General features: G+C 52.6%; 21 protein-coding genes. 13 read left to right on the forward strand and 8 right to left on the reverse strand.

Annotated elements, in window-relative coordinates; genetic code table 11:
* Positions 1-105 precede the first annotated feature (105 nt).
* Positions 106-423 carry a hypothetical protein gene (locus SMB34_RS02235; protein ID WP_007092178.1) on the forward strand — a complete coding sequence of 106 codons (318 nt, stop codon included), beginning with the start codon at positions 106-108 and terminating at the stop codon, positions 421-423.
* A gap of 241 nt (positions 424-664) precedes the next feature.
* Positions 665-3355 carry a bifunctional acetate--CoA ligase family protein/GNAT family N-acetyltransferase gene (locus SMB34_RS02240; RefSeq protein ID WP_037987518.1) on the forward strand — a complete coding sequence of 897 codons (2691 nt, stop codon included), beginning with the start codon at positions 665-667 and terminating at the stop codon, positions 3353-3355.
* A gap of 83 nt (positions 3356-3438) precedes the next feature.
* Here SMB34_RS02240 and SMB34_RS02245 read toward each other — a convergent pair whose 3' ends face one another.
* The gene (locus SMB34_RS02245; protein WP_037987581.1) at positions 3439-3876 is read right to left on the reverse strand and encodes a MerR family transcriptional regulator; all 438 of its coding nucleotides are present in this window, start codon (positions 3874-3876) and stop codon (positions 3439-3441) included.
* A gap of 127 nt (positions 3877-4003) precedes the next feature.
* Complete coding sequence (locus SMB34_RS02250) at positions 4004-5506, reverse strand: right-handed parallel beta-helix repeat-containing protein (RefSeq protein WP_051682083.1); 1503 nt, start codon at positions 5504-5506, stop codon at positions 4004-4006.
* 110 nt (positions 5507-5616) lie between these two features.
* Between SMB34_RS02250 and SMB34_RS02255 the strand changes: the two genes are divergently transcribed.
* The 8 genes from SMB34_RS02255 to SMB34_RS02290 all read left to right on the forward strand — a co-directional run bounded on the left by SMB34_RS02255 (position 5617) and on the right by SMB34_RS02290 (position 13218).
* The gene (locus SMB34_RS02255; protein WP_156962626.1) at positions 5617-6060 is read left to right on the forward strand and encodes a hypothetical protein; all 444 of its coding nucleotides are present in this window, start codon (positions 5617-5619) and stop codon (positions 6058-6060) included.
* A gap of 111 nt (positions 6061-6171) precedes the next feature.
* Entirely contained in the window at positions 6172-8745 is a 2574-nt protein-coding gene (secD, locus tag SMB34_RS02260) for a protein translocase subunit SecD (RefSeq protein ID WP_037987520.1), read from the forward strand.
* A gap of 166 nt (positions 8746-8911) precedes the next feature.
* Positions 8912-9697, forward strand: a complete 786-nt coding sequence (locus SMB34_RS02265; RefSeq protein ID WP_037987521.1) for a DUF4198 domain-containing protein — start codon at positions 8912-8914, stop codon at positions 9695-9697.
* Positions 9698-9904: 207 nt separating this feature from the next.
* A complete protein-coding gene (gene cbiM, locus SMB34_RS02270) occupies positions 9905-10528 on the forward strand; it encodes a cobalt transporter CbiM (RefSeq protein ID WP_037987522.1) in 624 nt (207 codons plus the stop codon).
* Positions 10529-10531: 3 nt separating this feature from the next.
* On the forward strand, positions 10532-11200 hold the full coding sequence (locus tag SMB34_RS20560; RefSeq protein ID WP_051682084.1) for a hypothetical protein: 669 nt from the start codon (positions 10532-10534) through the stop codon (positions 11198-11200).
* Positions 11197-11973: a cobalt ECF transporter T component CbiQ gene (cbiQ, locus tag SMB34_RS02280; RefSeq protein ID WP_037987523.1), complete on the forward strand. Its 777-nt coding sequence runs from the start codon at positions 11197-11199 to the stop codon at positions 11971-11973. Before SMB34_RS20560 ends, cbiQ begins: the two co-directional genes overlap by 4 nt.
* On the forward strand, positions 11955-12614 hold the full coding sequence (locus tag SMB34_RS02285) for an energy-coupling factor ABC transporter ATP-binding protein (protein WP_007092168.1): 660 nt from the start codon (positions 11955-11957) through the stop codon (positions 12612-12614). Before cbiQ ends, SMB34_RS02285 begins: the two co-directional genes overlap by 19 nt.
* A gap of 61 nt (positions 12615-12675) precedes the next feature.
* Positions 12676-13218: a DUF924 family protein gene (locus tag SMB34_RS02290; RefSeq protein WP_037987524.1), complete on the forward strand. Its 543-nt coding sequence runs from the start codon at positions 12676-12678 to the stop codon at positions 13216-13218.
* 71 nt (positions 13219-13289) lie between these two features.
* Here SMB34_RS02290 and SMB34_RS02295 read toward each other — a convergent pair whose 3' ends face one another.
* The gene (locus SMB34_RS02295; RefSeq protein ID WP_007092166.1) at positions 13290-14354 is read right to left on the reverse strand and encodes a glycosyl transferase family protein; all 1065 of its coding nucleotides are present in this window, start codon (positions 14352-14354) and stop codon (positions 13290-13292) included.
* Between the two features lie 21 nt (positions 14355-14375).
* Positions 14376-15149 (reverse strand): peroxide stress protein YaaA, encoded by a 774-nt coding sequence (gene yaaA / locus SMB34_RS02300; RefSeq protein WP_037987525.1) that lies wholly within the window; start codon positions 15147-15149, stop codon positions 14376-14378.
* A gap of 197 nt (positions 15150-15346) precedes the next feature.
* Here yaaA and SMB34_RS02305 point away from each other — a divergent pair, with 197 nt between their 5' ends.
* Positions 15347-15667: a peptidylprolyl isomerase gene (locus SMB34_RS02305; RefSeq protein ID WP_007092164.1), complete on the forward strand. Its 321-nt coding sequence runs from the start codon at positions 15347-15349 to the stop codon at positions 15665-15667.
* 79 nt (positions 15668-15746) lie between these two features.
* Here SMB34_RS02305 and SMB34_RS02310 read toward each other — a convergent pair whose 3' ends face one another.
* The 3 genes from SMB34_RS02310 to SMB34_RS02320 form a co-directional block, all read right to left on the reverse strand.
* Positions 15747-16097, reverse strand: a complete 351-nt coding sequence (locus SMB34_RS02310) for a DUF1491 family protein (RefSeq protein WP_007092163.1) — start codon at positions 16095-16097, stop codon at positions 15747-15749.
* Complete coding sequence (locus SMB34_RS02315; RefSeq protein WP_037987526.1) at positions 16097-16891, reverse strand: peptidoglycan DD-metalloendopeptidase family protein; 795 nt, start codon at positions 16889-16891, stop codon at positions 16097-16099. The genes SMB34_RS02310 and SMB34_RS02315 overlap by 1 nt, the downstream gene beginning before the upstream one ends.
* Positions 16892-16979: 88 nt before the next feature.
* The gene (locus SMB34_RS02320; protein ID WP_007092161.1) at positions 16980-17465 is read right to left on the reverse strand and encodes a hypothetical protein; all 486 of its coding nucleotides are present in this window, start codon (positions 17463-17465) and stop codon (positions 16980-16982) included.
* A 216-nt stretch (positions 17466-17681) separates the two neighbouring features.
* Between SMB34_RS02320 and SMB34_RS02325 the strand changes: the two genes are divergently transcribed.
* Positions 17682-18359: a DUF599 domain-containing protein gene (locus tag SMB34_RS02325; protein WP_007092160.1), complete on the forward strand. Its 678-nt coding sequence runs from the start codon at positions 17682-17684 to the stop codon at positions 18357-18359.
* Between the two features lie 37 nt (positions 18360-18396).
* On the opposite strand, the gene SMB34_RS02330 is transcribed toward SMB34_RS02325, so the two are convergent.
* Positions 18397-19584: an MFS transporter gene (locus SMB34_RS02330; RefSeq protein WP_007092159.1), complete on the reverse strand. Its 1188-nt coding sequence runs from the start codon at positions 19582-19584 to the stop codon at positions 18397-18399.
* 386 nt (positions 19585-19970) lie between these two features.
* Here SMB34_RS02330 and thrS point away from each other — a divergent pair, with 386 nt between their 5' ends.
* Positions 19971-21908 carry a threonine--tRNA ligase gene (gene thrS, locus SMB34_RS02335; RefSeq protein WP_007092158.1) on the forward strand — a complete coding sequence of 646 codons (1938 nt, stop codon included), beginning with the start codon at positions 19971-19973 and terminating at the stop codon, positions 21906-21908.
* Positions 21909-21934 lie beyond the last annotated feature (26 nt).

Here is a 21934-nt window from a genome sequence, read left to right on the forward strand (position 1 = left end):
TTCGAGTCCTGCTGCCGGAGCCAATTAAAAAGGGACCGAACAATTTGTTCGGTCCCTTTTTCTTTTGATATTGCTTTATCCGCCCCAAAACCGGACCTATCGACCATGAAAACAGCCAAAATCGAATTGAAACAAGTGAAACTTGGCACGCTTTCCGGTGCGACTGAGGGCTGGATGATTGTCTGCGAAGACGATGTCATTCATGGCCTTGTGCACCGGATAGATGGTGATCTGTTTACAATTTCCTCTACGACCGATGAACGTATCCAGGCATTTGGCTGGTGCCCGATGTTTGACAGCCTTGCCCATGTTCAAAATGATCTGGAAATAGCGCTGGCCATGCAAAGTGCCAGCGAAGTCGAGGAATGGATTGAACAGTCCGAGCGTTTCGATGACGAAAGTCATAATGGGCATCTGCATTAATTAAAGCCGATTAAATAAACTTGCCGATCAGCAGATGTTTGGATGGCATATGACGGTTGTGCGAAACCGTTATGTCCACAATGCTTTATTGATCCACAGCAAAACAATATACTCTTTGACGAAATATGATCTCGCATCTGCGAAAGCGGATTTTGACAGGTGGCCGGAACAAATATGATGGCCATTCAATTGCCACCGGCCGCGTCATCGCGTGCCCCATGGAAAAAGCGGGAATTCGGTCATGAGCACGATCAATCTGGACCATCTTTTCAAACCAAAATCGGTCGCAGTCATCGGCGCATCCAATCGGTCCCATTCCGTTGGACAGGTGATCATGCGCAATCTGCTGGCAGGCGGTTTTGACGGACCGATCATGCCGGTTAATCCGCACAGCCAGTCAATTGGTGGTGTTCTGGCCTACCCTGATGTTGAAAACCTGCCGGTTGTTCCCGAACTTGCCGTTATTTGCGTTCCTCCCAAAGCCGTTGTGCCAACCATGGAATGCCTTGCCGCCAAAGGCTGCATGGCAGCCATTGTGCTGACCGCGGGTCTTGGTGCCGAACAATATGACGATCACCGCAGCGTGAAACAGGCGATGCTTGAAATTGCCGCAAGCCACAAAATGCGCCTGCTGGGCCCAAACTGTCTTGGCCTGATGGTGCCGGGTATCGGACTCAATGCCAGTTTCAGTCATCAAAGCATCGGCAGTGGCAAAATCGCTTTTGTGTCGCAGTCGGGCGCGCTTTGCACCGCTGTTCTCGACTGGGCGGCGGCACGCGGCATCGGTTTTTCGCACTTTATATCGTTAGGCGAATGCGACGATGTCGATTTCGGCGACGTGATCGATTATCTGGGGTCGGATCCGAATACGCGTGCGATCATGCTTTATATCGAATCCATTCAGGAACGCCGCGGTTTCATTTCCGCAGCACGCGCCGCATCGCGCAATAAGCCGATCCTTTGCATCAAATCGGGCCGCTTTGCCGAGGGTGCAGCCGCAGCCGCATCGCATACCGGCGCGCTGGCCGGAGCCGATGACGTGTTTGATGCCGCCATCAAACGTGCGGGCGTTCTGCGCGTTTATACAGTTTCGGAAATGTTCTCCGCCGCAGAAACCTTGTCACGTATGCGCCCGTTCCGGGGCGACAAACTTGGCATTATCACAAATGGGGGCGGTATTGGCGTTTTGGCCGTTGATGCCCTGATTGAACGCCAAGGCCATCTTGCCAAGCTTGAAGATAGCACGATCGAGGCGCTTAACGGTGTCTTGCCATCGACCTGGTCACATGCAAACCCGATCGACATTATCGGCGATGCCCCGGGCGAACGATATGCAAAGTCGATTGATGCGGTCCTGAAAGATCCCAATATCGACAGCCTTCTGGTCATGCATGCCCCAACCGCTATCACCGATCCGGTGGAAGTTGCCCAAGGCGTGATTGATGCGATCAAGGACAGTCGCAAAAACATCCTGACCAACTGGGTTGGCGAGGCAACCGTCGCCAAGGCACGCAATCTGTTTTATGCCGCTGGGATCCCGACATATCGTACCCCGGAAAATGCCGTTGCCGCCTTCCAGCATATGGTGAATTACCGCAAATTGCAGGAAGTCCTGATGGAAACGCCGCCATCAGTTCCGCAGGATTTCACGCCGGAAACCGACAAGGCGCGCCAGATAATCCACACAGCCATTCATTCGGGGCGCGATATGTTGACCGAGCCAGAGGCAAAAGCCGTTCTGGAATGCTATGGCATCAATACGGTCAAAACCGTAGCCGCAGAATCGGTTGATGACGCCATCGAAACGGCGAATGCCATCGGTTATCCGGTCGCGCTCAAGATTCTCTCGGATGATATCAGCCACAAGTCCGACGTTGGCGGTGTGGTTCTGAATATCGACAGTGACGAAGAGCTTCGAGCTGCCGGCAACAAGATGCTGCGGACCGTCAAACAGAAATTCCCAAATGCGCGGGTACGAGGCTTTACCGTTCAGGAAATGATCAAACGTGCCGGTGCACGTGAATTGATCGTTGGCATGACCACCGATCCGATTTTTGGCCCGGTGATCCTGTTTGGTCATGGCGGGGTCGAAGTTGAAGTAGTCCGCGACCGGGCCATGGCGCTACCACCGCTGAATATGAAGCTGGCGCGCGAGCTTGTGGAAGGAACGCGTATCTATAATCTGCTGCGCGGTTATCGCGATGTGCCGCCGGTCAACCTCGAACAGCTTTACGTCACGCTGGTGCGGCTGTCACAGTTGGTTGTGCATCTTGGCGAGGTGCTTGAACTCGACATGAACCCGCTTCTGATTGATCAGACCGGGGTGATAGCACTGGACGCACGGATCAAGGTGACACCAAAAGTGGTTGGCGATGATCAACGTCTGGCAATTCACCCCTATCCGCGCCACCTGAAACAGGAACTGATCCTTGAAGACGGGACAAAATATCTTCTGCGTCCGATCAAGCCAGAAGACGAGCCGAAGCACTATGAATTCATGTCGAAACTGACACCGGAAGACATTCATTTCCGGTTCTTTGGCTCGGTCCGTGAATTGCCGCATTCGGAAATGGCCCGCCAGACACAACTTGATTACGATAGGGATATGGCATTCCTGGCCATCGTGCCAGAGGGGCCAGAAGCAGGCGATATCCATGGCATTGTTCAGGTCGTAATCGATCCGAACAACGAACATGCCGAATATGCGATTATGGTTCGCTCAGACATCAAAGGGCGCGGGCTTGGCCGCATATTAATGGAAAAGATGATCGAATTCTGCCGCCAGAAAGGGACAGAAACCTTTATCGGGCAGGTTCTGCCAGATAACCGCCGTATGCTGACGCTTTGCGAAAAACTGGGCTTCTCGCGCAAATATCTTGCCGATGAGGAAGTGTTTGAAGTCACCCTGCCCTTGCAACGCGACGTCGCCTGATATCGGGTTGATAAATCATGAAAAAAGCCCGGTCACATTGAATTGGCCGGGTTTTTATTTTGCCATCAGACGACATCCAAAAATTACGCGGTTTCAGGCGTCAGTTTGGCTTTGATGTGTGCCAATGCCTTTTCTGGGTCAATCCCCTTTTCGCGCAAGGCGTCGGCGGCCTCGCTTTCGATCTTGCGAAGTTCGCCCAAGGTTGTCTGAACGTCTTCAAGCTGCTGTTCCAGTTCGGAAATGCGACGACGCCCGACCAGCATCAGATGCGCCAGTTGATCTGTACCCGACCGTTTAGCGTCATAAAGATCAATATATTCCTTGATGTCTTCAAGCGAAAAACCAAGACGTTTGCCACGCAGCACCAGCATAAGGCGCGCGCGATCACGATAGTTATATACACGCGTCGCACCGGCCCGCTGGGGTGATAGCAGGCTTTTGGTTTCATAAAATCGAATGGCGCGCGGCGTGATGTCGAACTCTTCGGCAAGTTCGGTAATGCTATAAAGCTTGTCGTTCATGTTTTTTCTTGTTGAATGAATGTAATGGCGCAGCATCGCAACATTCGGACTTGCAAGTCAATATATTTACGCTTACGTCACTTCGCGGCAAGCCATCCCCAAGATTACGACAACGTCGCCAGATCACCTAATCCCCTGTGCCTGAATAATTTTCATCAACCTTGGAGCGGATATATGCCAAATCAACCGGCACATATTCTGGCCCGTTAACCAGCCTTTTGCCGGTTAATGCCCCCGGCCAGCTTTGGGGATCGGATTTCCAGACAGTGCCGTCTGGCATTGGCACTTCAAGTGCGTCGTCATATCCTTCGGCATGGTCTGAAACCAGTTCCAGATCACCGCATATACCTGCCTTGAATATCGGCCCCGTCGCCGGTCGTGGATTGCTTAGCACACCGGGCCAGGCATCAAATATCACGGGATAAGTCGCGTGATTGCACACATCACCGGAAAACCGTACACCGCGATCTTCATCCCGGCCAAGATCAAGTTCGTCAGTATGACCAAACAATGTCTGATCAAGAGGCATCAGGTTGACAGGCAAAGTCGCCGGATCGGCATAACCAATGGCGTTGCGCCGGTTTTGCCACATCATGGTTGCGCCCTTTTTCACGTATTTCTGACGCAGGAAGAAGCTGTTGTGGAAGCATTCAAAGGGCAGGCTTGGCTGCGCATGGCTTGCCTTGCCGAATTTGAAAACGGCACCACCGTTGTTTTCATCACCTTCCGGTCCAGGGCGGCTATCGAACCAACCGCGATTGCCGAAATAATACCAGTACCCGCCCGCCAGATCATCCTGCGAGAAAAGCTTGTGACAGTTATAGAACTGGTTATAGGCCACCCACCAACCCACGGCAGTTGCTTCGGGTTCAACCGGATTGTCACGCACGAAACTGAACCGGTTATCGATGATCCGGACATTGCGGTTAAAGCTGCCGATAGGCTTTTGCATATTGGCCGCGGATACATCCATTCGAATGGCGTTATAGCAATGGCGCACATCGTTGCCACGGATCACGATATCACCCGCAATGTCATCCGCCCCAAAGAATGCACCGTTCAGGTATCGATATGGTGCCTCCTTGCCCGGTGTGATTTCGCCGTCATGGATCATCGCCCAGTCAAGGTAACGCCAGATCACATCATCCTGAATCCAGTCGCAGTTTTCGATGGTAATGCGTGATGTATTTTCGCCCGTTGCATAGAAGGCATATGTCCCGCCCCGGATTTGAAGATTTTTGAATGTCAGATCGTTGCTGTCGCGAATATAGACCGCACTGGGCCATGCACGTTCAATCCGGATATTGTCGAGGCGAATATGTCGTTTCCCGATAATGCGAAACGCGGCATATCTGCCGCTGCCGGGATCGGTGGCGGAGATTTCAGGATTTGGCGGACGTCTGCCATCAAGGATCGCACCATATTCACCCCGAATGATAATCGGCTGATCTTCGAGGCCACTGGTCGGGATATCGACCGGCTCAGGCAGAAAGTAATTCCCCGGCATCAAACGGATCAGATCCCCGGGGGCACAATTGGCAACCGCATTATGAAGCGTTGCGGTTTCCCGCCAGGCAGAATCAACCCAATGACGCCCACCATCCGGGGTGACATAAACCATCCTGAGCATTTCGTGTTCCCCTTGTTGCCCCACTGTCCCGATAAGATTTTATTGCCGGGCTTGTGTTTTTTTTGACGTCACGCCATATCTGTCGCTGTTTCGTCGCTTGCTGGACCATCATGAACCAACCACTCAACCAAGCCGTAAAGGCAGCAGATCATCCTGATCGCAATCGGCCCCGTTCGAGCCTGATGCGAGGTGCTGCTTTTTGCCTGATCGCCTGCGCGCTTGTTCTGTTTGGTGGCGGGACATCAATCACCGCCAAACCGCTTTCCGATAGATCGACTTTCCCCTATCCGTTTAATACCGTCAATCACGATAGTGGCCCGGCACAGGCTGTCCTTCCGGTTGCAACAGATCGCGCCATAACAGGCAATCGTCAAAACCGGGACGATGTTCCAACTCATCAGCCAACATTCCCCGATAACGCGACAGTCCAAGCCTCTGTCGGGATTTACGCAACCGATACGCAGACGATACGCTGGTTTGTTGCAATCGCGGTCACGACACCGGACACAGAAACCCTTCCATTTTCTCCGCGTTCTCCGCCCTTTGCGGCCTGATTTCGGTTATTTGACATTGCGGCGCGATACGCGCTGTGTTCCCCAAAATCAGGTGACAGCATCGCCGGGCATCACAATTGCCCGGTCTAAAGGCTGTCCGGAGTTTGTTTTATGCGTACACCAAGATGGCGCGTGGTTGTCTATAGCCTTGTCCTTCTGACAGGTTTTCTGACAGCCCTGCCAAACCTTTTCACCCCGGCTCAGCTTGCAGACTGGCCCTCATTTTTACCAACACGCCAGGTTGCCCTTGGCCTTGATCTGCGCGGCGGATCGCACCTTGTGCTTGAAATCGATACTGCGGCAATGATCGCCGAACGCCTTGAAATCACACGCGATGATGTCACAACCGCCCTTCGCAAAGCCCATATCGACGTCAACAGCATTCAGATCAGTAATGATCAGGTGATTGTAAGCCTGTCTGATACCAAGGACCACGACGGTGCCCTTGATGCCCTGGAATACCTTGCCAATGCGCAGGTTGAAACACCACGACACGGATCAACGGCAGAATTTGTCATTACCGCGCCATCCGATAACAGCATCCATATCGCACTTAGCGAACAGGGCATTCGCAACCGGGTCGACGCCAGCGCCCAGCAAAGCCTTGAGATCATTCGAAGCCGCATTGACCAGATAGGCGTATCGGAACCAACGATCCAGCGGATTGGCAGTGATCGTGTTCTGGTTCAGTTGCCCGGCGTTCAGGACCCGTCACAGGTCCGAAAACTTCTGGGCAGCACCGCAAAGCTTGGCTTCTATATGCTCGCGGATCGCAGCAGGACCGATAAACGCGACAGCAGCGTACTAACTTTGCAGGACAAGGACGGGCAAAGCTATCACTTGCATCGTACTCCAGCCCTTTCGGGCGATCATCTGACAGATGCCCATGCCGGATTTGATCCGCAAAGCCATCAACCAGTTGTCAATTTCCGGTTTGATACGGCCGGTGCGGCAAAGTTCGCCGATATCACACGCGCCAATGTTGGAAAACCCTTTGCCATTGTTCTGGACAACGAAGTCCTTAGCGCACCAGTCATCCGGGAAGCGATAACCGGTGGCTCGGGCCAGATCAGCGGCAGCTTTACGGTTGGTGAAACGGTAACACTTTCTGCACTTCTTCGTGCCGGGTCCCTGCCTGCACCAATGACCGTGATCGAAGAACGAACCGTCGGCCCCGACCTTGGTGCAGATGCCATCGAGATGGGCCTTTATACCGGCCTGATCGGGTTGGGACTGGTCACCGGATTGATGTTTTTCCTGTATGGGCGATGGGGCATGATCGCCAATCTGGCACTTGGCCTTAACGTCATGCTGACATTCGGCGCACTGAGCCTGATGGGAGCAACACTGACCCTGCCCGGTATTGCCGGGATTGTTTTGGGGATCGGGCTTGCAGTTGATGCCAACGTTCTGATCAACGAACGTATCAGGGAAGAAACCAAAAGGGGCCTTTCGGCGTTCATGGCGCTCGATTCCGGGTTCAAGCGTGCTTATGCCACGATTGTTGATTCCAACATAACAACCCTTATCGCAACCGCCCTTTTGTTTGAGTTCGGGTCCGGCCCGGTGCGTGGCTTTGCCATCACCATGGGTCTTGGCATCGTGATTTCGATGTTTACCGCGGTTGCCGTGGTTCGGGTCATCATGACCGAAATCGTCTGGCGCACCCGTATGAAAAAGCTCGTCATTGAACCGCTTTGGCGTTTCATGCCCGAAAAAACCAGCATTTCTTTCATGCGGGCACGTTTTCTCGGCATCGGAATGTCGCTTTTGCTGTCTGCTATTTCAATCGGATTGTTCTTCAAACCCGGTCTTGATTACGGGGTTGATTTCAAGGGCGGCATTCAGGTTGAAGTTGCCAGTAGCAGTGCGAATGACGGTAACAGCCCGCTTGACCTTGGAGCCTTGCGACAGGAACTTTCGACATTGGGGCTTGGCGATGTCAGCCTTCAGGATATCGGCAAGGATGGCCATATCCTGATCCGGGTTGAACGTCAGCCGGGCGGCGAACAGGCACAGACAGCAGCCGTCGAGACAGTTAAGAAAGCCGTACAATCAATTGATCCGGCAGCAGATTTTGAACGCACAGAAGTCGTTGGTCCCAAAGTCAGCGGTGAATTGGCCCAATCTGGTGTCAGCGCTGTCATCTTCGCAAGCCTCGCGATGCTGTGCTATATCTGGTGGCGGTTTGAATGGCCATTTGCCGTTGGCGCGATTGTGACATTGATCCTTGATGTGACCAAGACCATCGGCTTTTTCGCGATTATGGGGCTCGACTTCAACCTGACGGCCATTGCAGCCCTGCTCACCCTGATCGGCTATTCGGTCAATGATAAGGTGGTGGTTTATGACCGGATGCGCGAAAACCTGAGGCTTTATCGAAAAATGCCGATGCGTGAAATCATCGACATGTCGATCAACCAGTCACTTGCCCGGTGCCTTTTCACATCTCTTACAACCCTTTTTGCGATGGTGCCAATGGCGATCTGGGGCGGGTCTGCCGTTGAAAGTTTTGCCGTTCCGATGGTGTTCGGCGTTGTGATTGCCACGACATCGTCGATCTATATCGCGGCACCAATCCTGCTGTTCCTCGACACATGGCGACAGAAACAACGCCAGAAGCATGCACGGCTGGCATCAGAAACCGACATTGATGACAATCCCCTGATAAAGGCATCCAGTTAACAAGACCATATGACTGTATCGAAACCGGCTTTCATCGCCGGTTTCGATAAATCCCAGAAAATCATACGTTTTAAAATATTTTATGAAATATCTTGTTTCAATGGATTGACCCGGCAAATCGGTCACCATAGGGTACGGCATCATTCCAGTTTCACAGGACAGAAAGATGTCGATTCCTTTCCGGTTTATCGTGACCGCGGGCTTTTCATTTGGGTTGCTGATCAGTGCCCAGCATGCTACACAGGCTCACTTCCAGAAGATGATACCGTCAACCAACGTGGTCACTCAGGAAACCGGTCGCGATATCGAGGTCGACCTGACCTTTACCCATCCAATGACCAATGGCCCGGCAATGGAAATGGCACGGCCGGTTCGGTTTGGCATTCAGACCGACGGCAATAAAACCGATCTTCGCGACAGTCTGGTGGCAAAGACGGTCGATGGCAAAGCAGCCTTCGACGCCACATTCCGCATTGATCGTCCCGGCGGATACGCGCTTTATGTCGAACCGATTCCCTATTTCGAACCCTCCGAGGGTAAATACATCGTCCAGTACACCAAAACGATCATTGATGCGTTTGGTGCCGGTGAAGAATGGGACCAGATGGTCGGCTTCCCGGTCGAGATAGAGCCCCTGACCCGCCCCTATGGCATCTGGACAGGTAATGTATTCAGCGCGATTGTCCGTCATAACGGCGAACCGGTACCGTTTGCCGAGGTCGAGGTTGAATATGCCAATGACGGTAGCATCACACTACCAAACGAAAGTTTTTCAACGCAGGTCATCAAAGCCGATGGCAATGGTGTTTTCAACTATGCCATGCCCCATGATGGTTGGTGGGCGTTTGCCGCCTTGGTCGAAGATGGCACGATGACGGCCCCAGGATCGGATGATCAGGTCCCAGTCGAACGCGGCGGTGTTATCTGGGTTAAAACCGACCCAATGGACTGACTTTCGAGCAACACGCGAAGCCTGTCATACTTATTTGTAAAAAATATGAAACCCGCTTGACTTCGCGACTGCGAAATCGCTACGATTTTCAGGTAGGATTTATGACCTGCCTGCCCCACCAGAACAAAATGCACACGTAAATTGATCCGTTTGCAGGCCAGTCCTGTAGACGTCAGGATTGCAAATGCACTTAACAGGGATTTGACCATGCACATCGTCGATGGAGCCCTATCGAGTGAAGTCGTTGTAGCCGGCGCCGTTTTTGCGGTTGCAGGTATCGGTTTCGGACTTCGCAAAATCGATATTGATGCGATGCCCCGCGTGGCGATGATGAGTGCGGTTTTCTTTATTGCCTCCCTGATCCATGTTCCTGTCGGGCCAAGCAGCGCACATCTTATCGTAAATGGCTTGGCAGGTTTGATGCTGGGCTGGGCTGTTTTCCCGGCAATATTCATCGGACTGTTATTGCAGGCGGTTTTCTTTGGTTTCGGCGGCATTACCGCTTTGGGTGTAAATACAATCAACATCGCCCTACCTGCGGTTTTGATGTGGTGGCTGGTTTCACCGTTTCTGGCACGTGCCGAAGGTAAATCGATCTTGCTGGCAGGTTTTGTCGCCGGGTCCGGTGCCATTGCCCTTTCAAGCATAATGGTTGGCCTGTCACTTGCAGCCAGCGGGCAGGAATTTGTTCCAACCGCAAAGCTTGTGGTCATGAGCCACATACCGGTCATGGTGGTTGAAGGTATCCTGACCGCAGCAGCCGTGCATCTTGTCAAAAAAGTCCGTCCGGTCATGTTGGCCCCCGTCGGCTCGCTTCGAAGTGCTGCCTGATCGATGCCGCGATTTCCCGTTTTATACGTATTTTCTGTTCTGATCGGCACGCTGTTCATATCCGTCAATGCCCAGGCACATAGCCTGCATGTTTTCGCGATGGGAAACGGCGACGTCATCGACGGCTATGCCTATTTCGGGGGCGGTGCCCGGCCACATGCTGCGGAAATCCAGCTTCTCGATGATACAGGTCGCGTTATTTTTGCCGGAAAGACCGATGGTCAGGGTGAATTCAAACTTCGCGTCAGCCACCAACAGGATTATGTCATCGAAGCCAATTCCGGTGATGGCCATATCGCCAGCTTCGAAATCAATGGTGATGAGCTTTCCAGTCAATTGCCCTCAGGAAATGAAGGTATCGATGTTCAGGTCAGCCAGATTGACACAGCATCCTCGTCTCAAAGCAAAAAAAAAGATCCCTCATCGACAATCATTGCCACGGATAGTTCCAACACAACGGTCACCCTTTCGCGGGACGAGTTGGACAACCTGATTGATGCGGCTGTATCCCGTCATGTTCGGCCCTTGCGCGAACAGCTGGTTGCCTATGAGGACAAAGTCCGATTCTCCGATCTTCTGGGTGGGATTGGTGTCATCGTCGGAATATTCGGGGCCTTTGCATGGTTCAGGGCCGGAAAATCAAGGCCCGATCAGCAGAATGAAAAACCATGATCGGCGCGACAAATGTCCTTGTACCGTCACGATCCAATTCAGTTCTGTCACGGATTGATCCACGCTGTCGTTTGCTGGCAGCTCTCGCACTGATCGTAACAGCCGTCAGTTTTTCAAGCTGGCAACCATTAGCAATGCTGGTTCTGGTCGCTGCGATCATTACCGGCTTTGCCAAACCCGACTGGTCCAGAACACTTAAAATGGTTTTGACCATGGATGGCTTCATCCTTGTGATGCTGACCATGTTGCCCTTTACCGTGCCCGGTGATGTGATATTCACCCTTTGGGGTTTTGACGCCAGCTATCAGGGCCTCTTTCAGGCCGTGCTGATCGCGCTTAAGGCAAATGCTGCGATCCTTGTTCTGATTGCACTGGTGGGCGGAATGGATGCAATCCTTCTGGGGCGGGGTTTGCAGGGGATATACGTTCCGGCAAAGCTGGTGACGCTTTTCATGTTTACCATTCGCTATATCGATCTTTTGCGGCGGGAATATCTGCGCCTGCATGTTGCCATGCGGGCACGCGCCTTTGTCGCGCGTAACAATCGTCATAGCTGGCGCAGTTTTGGATATTTACTTGGGATGCTGCTGGTGCGCAGCCATGATCGTTCAGAACGCATTCTTTGGGCGATGAAATGTCGTGCCTATCACGGTCATATGCATTTCGGCTCCCTGCCCCGGTTCAGTCCTCAGGATTATCTGTTTGCCAGTGCCCTCATCCTTTTCACCGCTGCCCTGATCGGGTTGGAGGTCGCATGTCCGCCGCTGATCTGATCACAGTCAAAAACCTGCATTTCACCTTCCCCACCGGGCGCAAGGTCTTGAATGGTGTGGACCTGTACCTGCGGACCGGTGAAAGATTGGCCCTGATGGGGGCGAATGGCGCTGGAAAAAGCAGCCTGTTGCATTGTCTGATGGGTTTAGTCACAGCAGAGAATGGCGAGATAGCCATTCTTGGGTCAAGATGCGAAACAGAATCAGAATTTCGCGCCGTTCGCGGCCGGGTTGGGTTGCTGTTTCAAGATTCCGATGATCAGCTTTTCTGCCCGACCGTTCTTGAAGACGTGATGTTTGGCCCGCTTAACCTTGGTCAATCGCGCTATGATGCGCGAAAAATAGCTATGCAAACGCTAGCTGATCTCGGACTGGGCGGATTTGAAACCCGGATCACTTATCAGCTTTCCGGTGGTGAAAAGCGACTGGTTGCACTTGCAACAGTTCTGGCGATGTCGCCCGAAATCCTTCTGCTTGACGAGCCAACCAACGGGCTTGATGCCGATGTCGAGCAACGTCTGATCGCAATTTTGCGCTCTTTACCACAGGCGATGGTGATCATTTCCCATGATCATCTATTTCTTGATCATGTCGCAACACGTTCCGTTCGCCTTCAGGATGGCGTTATATCCAAAGCCTGACTTGCTGGCATTTGCGAGCTCGCCTATGCTTCAGCAATCTTAAAAGAACGGGAAACGCCCCATGAAACCTGAATCCATTCTTGTGTTCTGGTTCAAGGAACTTGAGCCTAAACAATGGTTTGAAAAAGACACTGCAATTGACCGTCATATCGCGGAACGATTTGCTGATTTTCATGCCGCCGCGGCAGCCGGGGAATTGTATGGCTGGCGCAAAACCGCACATGGCCGACTGGCTGAAATCATTATTCTGGATCAATTTTCTCGCAACATCTATCGCGACAAACCGGAATCCTTTGCCTCCGACCCTATGGCACTCGCTCTGGCACAGGAAGCCATTGCACATGGCTTTGATACCAAACTGACCAAGCCCGCCGAAAAATCCTTCCTGTATATGCCCTACATGCATTCGGAATCAGAAGCCATTCACGAAATCGCACTGGATTTGTTTAACCAGCCGGGCCTTGAAAACAATCATGGCTACGAAATCAAACACAAACGGATCATTGATCGTTTCGGTCGCTATCCGCACCGTAATGACATTCTGGGGCGGACATCAACGCCAGATGAAATTGCGTTCCTGAAAGAACCAAACTCTTCATTCTGAAAATAACAAAAGGGGATGGCTCGTCTCACCATCCCGTGATTTGATTTCGCAGTCACTCATAACTGCGATTTTTAACCGATCTTGCGGTCACGTTTTTCCCACCAGCCATCAACCAGTGCTTCGGCTTCGTCCATGTAGTCGGCCTTGCCTGCAAGGAACGCCCCCATTGCCGCACTGCCTTTGATGCGCGCAATCGCGGCACTGTCTTCGACCTCGCCGCGCCATACGGCCATAAAATGCTGCAAGGTCACCGGGCTGTTGTCTTCATCGTCCTTTTCAGTCCGCGCCAGAAGTGCCGGCCAGCGAACGTCGCTAAGCTCGCCATTGTCAAGCATACGAAGATCGACATGCTTGAACGGTGTGCGTTCCGCCTCACCGCCGCCGCCCTTGATGACGCCAATACGCGGTAATTCCAGAAGCTTTCCCGTTTCCCGGTGAACATCAAGAAACGCCGGATGGAATACGCCAAGAAACGCCGCACGCGCCTGCAACGGATTAAGCAGACGCAGCAGGGTATTGACCGGACTGCGCAACCCCAATAAAGGCCGCAGACCAATCAGCTCCTGCAATTTCGGATGGATGTGGCGCAGCGGCAAATAGGCAAAGCCCTTCGACGCAATATCGGAACGTGCTTCGTCGGCCGACATCGCCAAGGGCAATTTTAGCGTCTTGACCGCAACCTCGGTGCTCACACCGTTGGTCAGGTGCGAATTATAGCCATGCATCAGAACCGGAATACCATTCCGCGACAGCAACATCGCCGACAGCACGAACCACGGCAAACCGCGCGAACGCCCTGCCGCATAGGATGGCCAATCCAGCATCGGATGACATTTTTCCGGAATCAGGCTTTCATCGTCCAGCTCAAGCCGCGCGGCCTTGCGAACGGCTTCGATCATGCCTGCCAGTTCTTCGGGCGTTTCGGCACGATAACGCAGCATCAAAAGAAACGCGCCCAGTTGGATCGGTTCCACCTCGTCACGCAGGATCATTGAAAAGGCTTCAAATGCCTCTTCGCGCGTCAGGCTGCGTGAACGCCCCGGTCCACGGAAGAAAGTCCGCAGATATCCGGAAAACGGATGAGCTTCCGGCAGATGGTTGTCATCTTCAAGCTGCTCAAGATGGTCGTCGGTCATACGATCGCACCACTTCTGTTATCAGTTATGTTCGCGTGTAAATATCCACTCGTTATCATTCGACTGATCTTTTTGATAGCGATAACCGTCCATATCGAACGATTTAAGGTCCTCGGGCTTTTCCAGACGATTGTCGATCATGTAACGCGCCATCATGCCACGTGCACGTTTGGCCGAGAAACCAATGACCTTGCCAACACCGGCTTTGACTTCCTTGAAGACCGGCGTGATCACCGGACCGTCAAGCACATCTTCTTTCACCGACTTGAAGTATTCATGCGATGCCAGATTGATCAGGCTGCGGTTCTTGTGATCAGCGGTAATAGTATTGATCTGTCTGGCAATCTTATCACCCCAGAATGCATAAAGATCCTTGCCACGTGGGTTCGAAAGTCGGGTTCCCATTTCAAGACGATAGGGCTGCATCAAATCACGCGGTTTCAAAAGACCATAAAGGCCCGAAAGCATCCGGAAATGGTTTTCGGCCCAGTCGATATCTTTTTGATCCATCGTGTCGGTATCAAGACCGACATAGGTATCACCACGGAACGCGTAAATTGCCGGCTTGGCGTTTGTACGATCAAAAGGCCGTGAAAAATGGGCAAAGCGCTGATAATTCAGATCAGCAAGATTTTCACTGATCCCCATCAGCTTCATCAAATCGCTGCGGCTTTTTTTACGCGCGACTTCAATAAGTTCTTCAGTATCGTCGAGAAATTGCGGTTCTGAAACGGCCATTTCAGGTGCATCCGTTTCGAAATCAAGTTTCTTTGCCGGAGAAACGACAGCAAGCATTAAAACGCCTCTTCTCTTTCATCTCTGATCATTTTGTCGTAACAAGCCACAAGGCATGGAGAAAGTCTAGGGCCCAAGCCCATGTACACGTGAAGATACGCCTGCACATCGGTTTGGACCCTTTGCATTCCCCATAGATTTCTAATCTTGCAGAAAATCCGCAGGGTGCAACCCACCTGTGGAAGAAAGGACGAGTTATGAGTGAACAAGTTCGCGCGTCGCACATTCTTCTGATGTATGCTGGTTCGGCACGCTCCAGTGCAACCCGCACCAAAGAAGAAGCGCTTACCGAAATCAACGCGCTCAAAGACCAGATCGCCAATGGTGCTGACTTCGGTGAAGTCGCCAAAGCAAACTCTGACTGTCCGTCCGGTCAGCAGGGTGGCGACCTTGGCTTCTTTGGACGTGGCATGATGGTTCCGGAATTCGATGCCGCTGCTTTCAACATGGAAGTCGGCACCACATCCGACGTGGTGGAAACCGATTTCGGTTACCACCTGCTGCAGCGCACCGCCTGATTGGCGCTCGCCAAAACACCAAAGGGCTCGCAACATCTTGCGGGCCCTTCTTGATTTAGCACTTCGGAAATCTCATCCATCAAAAATCGACCAGTGGCGCATCAAGCTCGTATTCGCCCTTGTGATCCTCGATCTCCAGCACCCAGACATCGCGATCAAATTTCACCTGTTTGCGCCAGTATTCGTCGCAGGCGAACTCGGTCTCGCGTCCACCATCCGCGCCACCGGCCACCTGCATCCAGCCCATATCGCCATCAAGTGTAGTCACCCGCGAAAAGACATAGCATCCGGCCGCAAAACGATTGAGCTTCAGCAGCACCGCACCGGCATCTTCATTGCCCATGTGCACCACCATCGCCGTAATCAGCTTTGATTGGCAGATCGCAATCTGCCCGCGAACCCAGATGCCAGCCTTAAGCCGAGGCTGCATTACTGCCCCCCCCGCTTTGCCGTCACATTTTCAGGCATTTGCAGGATCAGATTGGCATTTGGACAGATGCTTTCCCAGATTTCCCATTCCGATGGCTTTGCCGCCCCAAAATAATCTCCATTTTTACCCAGCATATCGAAAATAATCTGAAAATGAAGATGCGGAATCCAGTCGCCATTAATCGGGAAATCGCCAAAAGCACACAACAGATGGTCTTTTTCCACGGGCTGTCCGATATAAAGACCCTCAAGCGATTCACGGCTGAGGTGACCATACAATGTATAGAAAGTCACATCCGGTTCCGGATTGTGTTCAAGGATGATGGTCGGCCCATAATCAAGATGCAGATTGTTATCGGCAAAGCTGTGGACGACGCCATCAAGTGGCACATAAACGGGCGTACCCGCCGGGGCGAAAAGATCAATGCCAAGATGCTGGCTGCGCGCCTCGCCATCATTTTTGAATTGATCGGATTGATAACATATCCGGTCTTCGCGATAACGACCGACACCTACCGGCGCGTTGGCATCCGCCATCTGCTGCCACATGATTTCGGTCTGGCGCGCCGGATCGCTGGTACCACCAATCACCACATCGTCATTGCTTGAAAAGTCATAAACGATTTTAGCACAGCTTTTCAGATCGCAATCCAAGACCGACGCGAAATCAACCTGATGATCAATGATCCATTGGCGAAGTCGCGGTGCATCCGCCACCGGTTCCTGCCCCTTTGCGTAACGATCAAGATAAGACTGAAGACGTGCAGACGCGTCATCAAGAATGGCTGTGGTCACAATGGTGGCTCCGGCAAAGAAAAAGGCAGGATGAAAACACCCTGCCTTTGCCTACATGATATTTTGTCATAAGGGCAAGTCCCAAGACTTACCAGTTGGTGACTTCGTACTCGCACGCGACATCGTCATCATCGGTATCGGTCAGTGCCACCGTCAGGCGACGCATCTGCGGATTAAAGCGTTTAACGAAATTCAAAAGCACCAGCGCTTCTTCGGAAAGATCCCCGGCATCTTCATCGTCTTCATCAAGTTCGCACAGCTCTACCAATTCAAGGAACAGAGCCGCAAGCGCACGTTTGACGTCTTCGCCGCCTTTAAGACCACCGGTCAATTCACCAAGCGGGCCCAGATCAACATCAAGCTTGCGAAGCGTCTTGCTCATCTGGTCGATGGCATCTTCGTCCAGAACCATCTCGGCCGCGATCATGTGCGTGCCGACTTCATTGATGTTCAGGAAACCGATAAATTCGAACAGATCGTCCTTGTTACGGCCTTCGGCCAGAAGCTGTTCGGTGTGCGCTTCGAATTCTTCGAAGTCGATGTCTTCGCCAAGATCGTTTTCGAGGTCGCTCATGTCGCTCTCCAGTGAAAATTTGCGCCGCTCATACTCTGTATCGGTGAAAAACACAACCCGCACCGGGTCAATAGGGATCAGACATGCATGGATCACAGATCGGAATGAATACAGGAAACATTAAACCCAATTGCGAAGAAACATGTATCCTCAGTAGGATGAAGTTACAGGCCGCCGTGTTTTACGGTCGAAACGAATTTAAAGACGGATCACATTATGCCCGAATTTACGTTACTCGACATTGCCGCTGTTAGTTGGGCATTTCTCTGGTGGGTGGGCTATACCATCTTTGCCGATGCGAGTTCGCGACGGCGTAATTCGATTTCGGCACATATGGCGCGCAATCGGCATCGCTGGATGGAACAGATGCTTCAACGTAATCTGCGCATGGTTGACACCTCCATCGCGGGCAACCTGATCACCGGCATCAGTTTCTTTTCATCGACTACCATTCTGGTCCTGATTGGTTTGATCGCACTTCTTGGCTACACCGAAAAAGCAATCCAAACGGTATCCGCCCTGCCCTTTGCCGTCGAAACAACGGCAGCAGTCTGGGAATGCAAGGTCGTGCTGCTGATTCTGATCTTTATCTATGCGTTCTTCAAGTTCACATGGGCATTCCGTCTGTCGAACTATTGTTCGATCCTGATCGGTGCTGCCCCGGACCCAAGCGCACCGGATGCAGCCAGGGCAGCTGCCCGGGCATCACGCATGAGCATGATGTCAGCGCACAATTTCAATCGCGGCATTCGCGCCTATTTCTTCGCGCTGTCAGCACTTGCGTGGTTCTATCATCCGGTCGCGTTCATCATCGGCGCCGCATGGGTTACGCTGGTTTTATACAATCGGGAATTTCGGTCCCACGCACTTGATATTCTTGCCGGGCATCACTGACACGAAAAAGGCCGCATCAAGTGGCCTTTTGCAGTTTTCAAGCCGGTTGATGACGGCGGCGCAACGCGTATCCGGCAAGCACCAACATCACCAACCCAACCGGCAAGGCCGCCGAATACAGCAAGGTTGACCATCCCGCCCCAGCATATATCGAGCCAGCTGACAATGATGCAATGGCAACAGTACCAAACACCACAAATTCATTGATCGCCTGTACGCGGGCCTGCTCCGCCGGACGATAGTTTTCGGTCAGGAAGGTGGTCGCGCCAACGAACATAAAATTCCATCCAACCCCAAGCAGCACAAGAGACGGCCAGAAATTGTCGATCAAATCCTCCCCGGCCAAACCGAATGCGAGACAGATCAGATTCAGCACCGCCCCCACCTGAATGATGCCAAGGGCACCAAACCGGCGGATCAGGTTGCCGGTAAAGAAACCTGGCGCATACATACCCACCACATGCCACTGAATGATGAAGGCGGCATCGCCGAACTCGTAATTGCAATCAAGGATCGCAAGTGGTGTTGCTGTCATGACAAAGCTCATGACCGCATAGCCAAGTGCCCCGGCAATCATTGCAACGATCACGGCAGGTTGCCCTATCACCACTCTGAGCGGACGCGCCGGTTCATCATGCTTGGTGCCGCGCATATCAGGAAGGCGCAACTGGCTGATCGCCAGAACCAGCAGAAATTGAATCCCGATCAGTGCCAGGAAAGTTCCGAGAAATGGCACCGTATCAAACCAGTTGCGTGCAAAACTTGCCAGGTTTGGTCCGACGAAGGCAGCAGCAAGCCCGCCCAGCATGGTCAGTGAAATCGCACGAGAACGGAATTCCGGCGGCGCAGCCTCGGCTGCGGCGAAACGATATTGCATGGCGATGGCATTGGCAGACCCGATGCAGGCGCAAGCTACACACAGCAACCAGAAATTCCCCCAATAGACCGTCCCCATGCCTGCCACGGCACCGACCATGCCGATACCAGATCCGATCCAGAACCCGACACGGCGACCGAACCTGCTCATCATCAATGCCGACGGAGCGGTCGTCGCCATCATTGCAATCATGGTGAATGCAACCGGTAACGTAGAAAGTGATTTATCTGGCGCCAGCGAATAACCGATTACGGCTGCAACCGTAAACAGCAGTGACATCGCGCTCGCCGACAGGGCAACACATAAACTTAAAAACAGAACATTTCGGCGCACTTCGGGACTGGACATACGGGGCGTACTTTCATCAGGCTCTGGCGTGGTGGCGCCGTTTCAATCTGGTGTTTTTGCAAACTACAAGAACAAGGAACTGCTGTAAAATATTAACCGGGTTACGGCTTGCCCTGCTCTCTTTTGATGCTATATTGGCTTTTCAATTAACGGGATAGCATCAATGCACGGCATGGCCGACGATAAATTGATGGAATGCACAATCACCGCATGTCTTTCGGGCAACGCGGCTTTTTGTGTTGTTTCCCCGGTCGCTTTTTTCAAAGAGCGAACTTGACCTCATCCTGAAATTCCTTTTCTTGTGCCTAAAGCCCGCGTAAATATGCGGGTTTGAAAAATGCGCACATGACATTTATGCCCGCAGATAAAGCAGAGTTGAGCCAGACATGATTGCCCTGACCCTTCCGGACGGCGCCGTACGCGAATTTGACGGTCCTGTATCGGGTTTCGATGTTGCCAAAAGCATCAGTCCCTCGCTGGCAAAGAAATCCTTTGCCATCATCGTTAACGGCGAATTGCGCGACCTGTCGCGCGAAATCGATACTGATGCCGCCATCGAAATCGTGACCAAGGGGCACAAGGAAGTTCTGCCGCTGATCCGGCATGACTGCGCCCATGTCATGGCCGAAGCGGTTCAGGAACTCTATCCGGACACGCAGGTCACGATCGGCCCGTCCATCGAAAACGGTTTCTACTATGACTTTGCCCGCAAGACGCCCTTTACGCCGGACGATCTGATCAAGATCGAAAAGCAGATGCACAAGATCGTCGAGCGGAACGAGAAAATCGAACGCGAAGTATGGGATCGTAACGAAGCGATCAAATTCTTCCTCGACAAGGGCGAAAACTATAAAGCCGAGATCATCCGCGATCTTCCGGAAACCGAAACCATCACCTGCTATCGCCAGGGCAATTTCATTGACCTGTGCCGTGGCCCGCATGCCCCGTCGACCGGCAAGATCGGCAAAGCCTTCAAACTGATGAAGGTTGCCGGTGCCTATTGGCGTGGCAACTCGGATAACGAGATGCTGCAACGTATCTATGGTACCTGCTGGGAAACGCAGGAAGACCTCGATGCCTACCTGCACATGCTTGAGGAAGCCGAAAAGCGTGATCATCGCCGCCTTGGCCGCGAAATGGACCTCTTCCACATGCAGGAAGAAGCACAGGGTTCGGTTTTCTGGCACGACAAGGGCCTGAAGCTGTATCGCAAGGTAGAAACATATATCCGTGAACGTCTTGATGCCGAAGGTTATCAGGAAGTGCGCACACCGCAGCTTGTTGACCGTATCCTTTGGGAAAAATCCGGCCACTGGGAAAAGTTCCGCGAGAACATGTTCACCACAACCCCGGATGAAGACGACCCGGAAAAGGTTCTGGCTCTCAAGCCGATGAACTGCCCGTGCCACGTGCAGATTTTCCGTATGGGCAGCAAATCCTATCGTGATCTTCCGCTGCGTATGGCTGAATTTGGCTGCTGCCACCGTAATGAACCGTCCGGCGGCCTGCATGGCATCATGCGTGTGCGTCAGTTCATTCAGGATGACGCGCATATCTTCTGCACAGAAGACCAGATTGTCTCGGAAACCAAGATTTTCTGTGACCTTCTGAAATCGGTTTACAAGGATTTCGGCTTTACCGACATCCTCGTCAAATTCTCGGACCGTCCGGAAGTCCGTGCCGGTTCTGATGAAATCTGGGACAAGGCAGAAGCCGCCCTTCGCGAAGCCGCCGAAGAAGCTGGTCTGACGCTTGAAATTAACCCGGGCGAAGGCGCGTTCTATGGGCCGAAGCTTGAGTTTGTTCTGCGTGATGCGATTGGTCGTGACTGGCAGTGTGGCACGCTTCAGGCCGACTTCGTACTACCTGAACGCCTTGACGCGTCCTATATGGGCGAAGATGGTGAAAAGCATCGTCCGGTCATGCTGCATCGCGCGATCCTTGGCTCGCTCGAACGCTTCATTGGCATTCTGATCGAAAACTATGCCGGCCGCCTGCCGCTTTGGCTGTCACCTGTTCATGCCGTGATCTGCTCGATCACCAACGAAGCCGATAGCTACGCAGAGGACGTCAAAAAAGCACTTCGGGCCAAAGGTTTGAATGTTGAGCTTGATCTTCGAAATGAGAAGATCAGCTACAAGGTTCGCGAACACAGCCACGCGAAAATCCCGCTGATCCTTGCTCTTGGCAAACGCGAAGCAGAGGAAAAAACAGCTTCGGTCCGTCGCCTCGGTTTTCAGCATCAGAGAACCATGGGGATTGATGAGCTGGCCGAAAACATGGCGACCGAAATCCGTGATCGCGTAATCGAAGCCGATTTCTGATCGCCTGCCCACTTCAAGGCAAAACC

The organism is Thalassospira permensis NBRC 106175, from assembly GCF_000714555.1.
GTDB classification, from domain to species: Bacteria; Pseudomonadota; Alphaproteobacteria; order Rhodospirillales; family Thalassospiraceae; genus Thalassospira; species Thalassospira xiamenensis.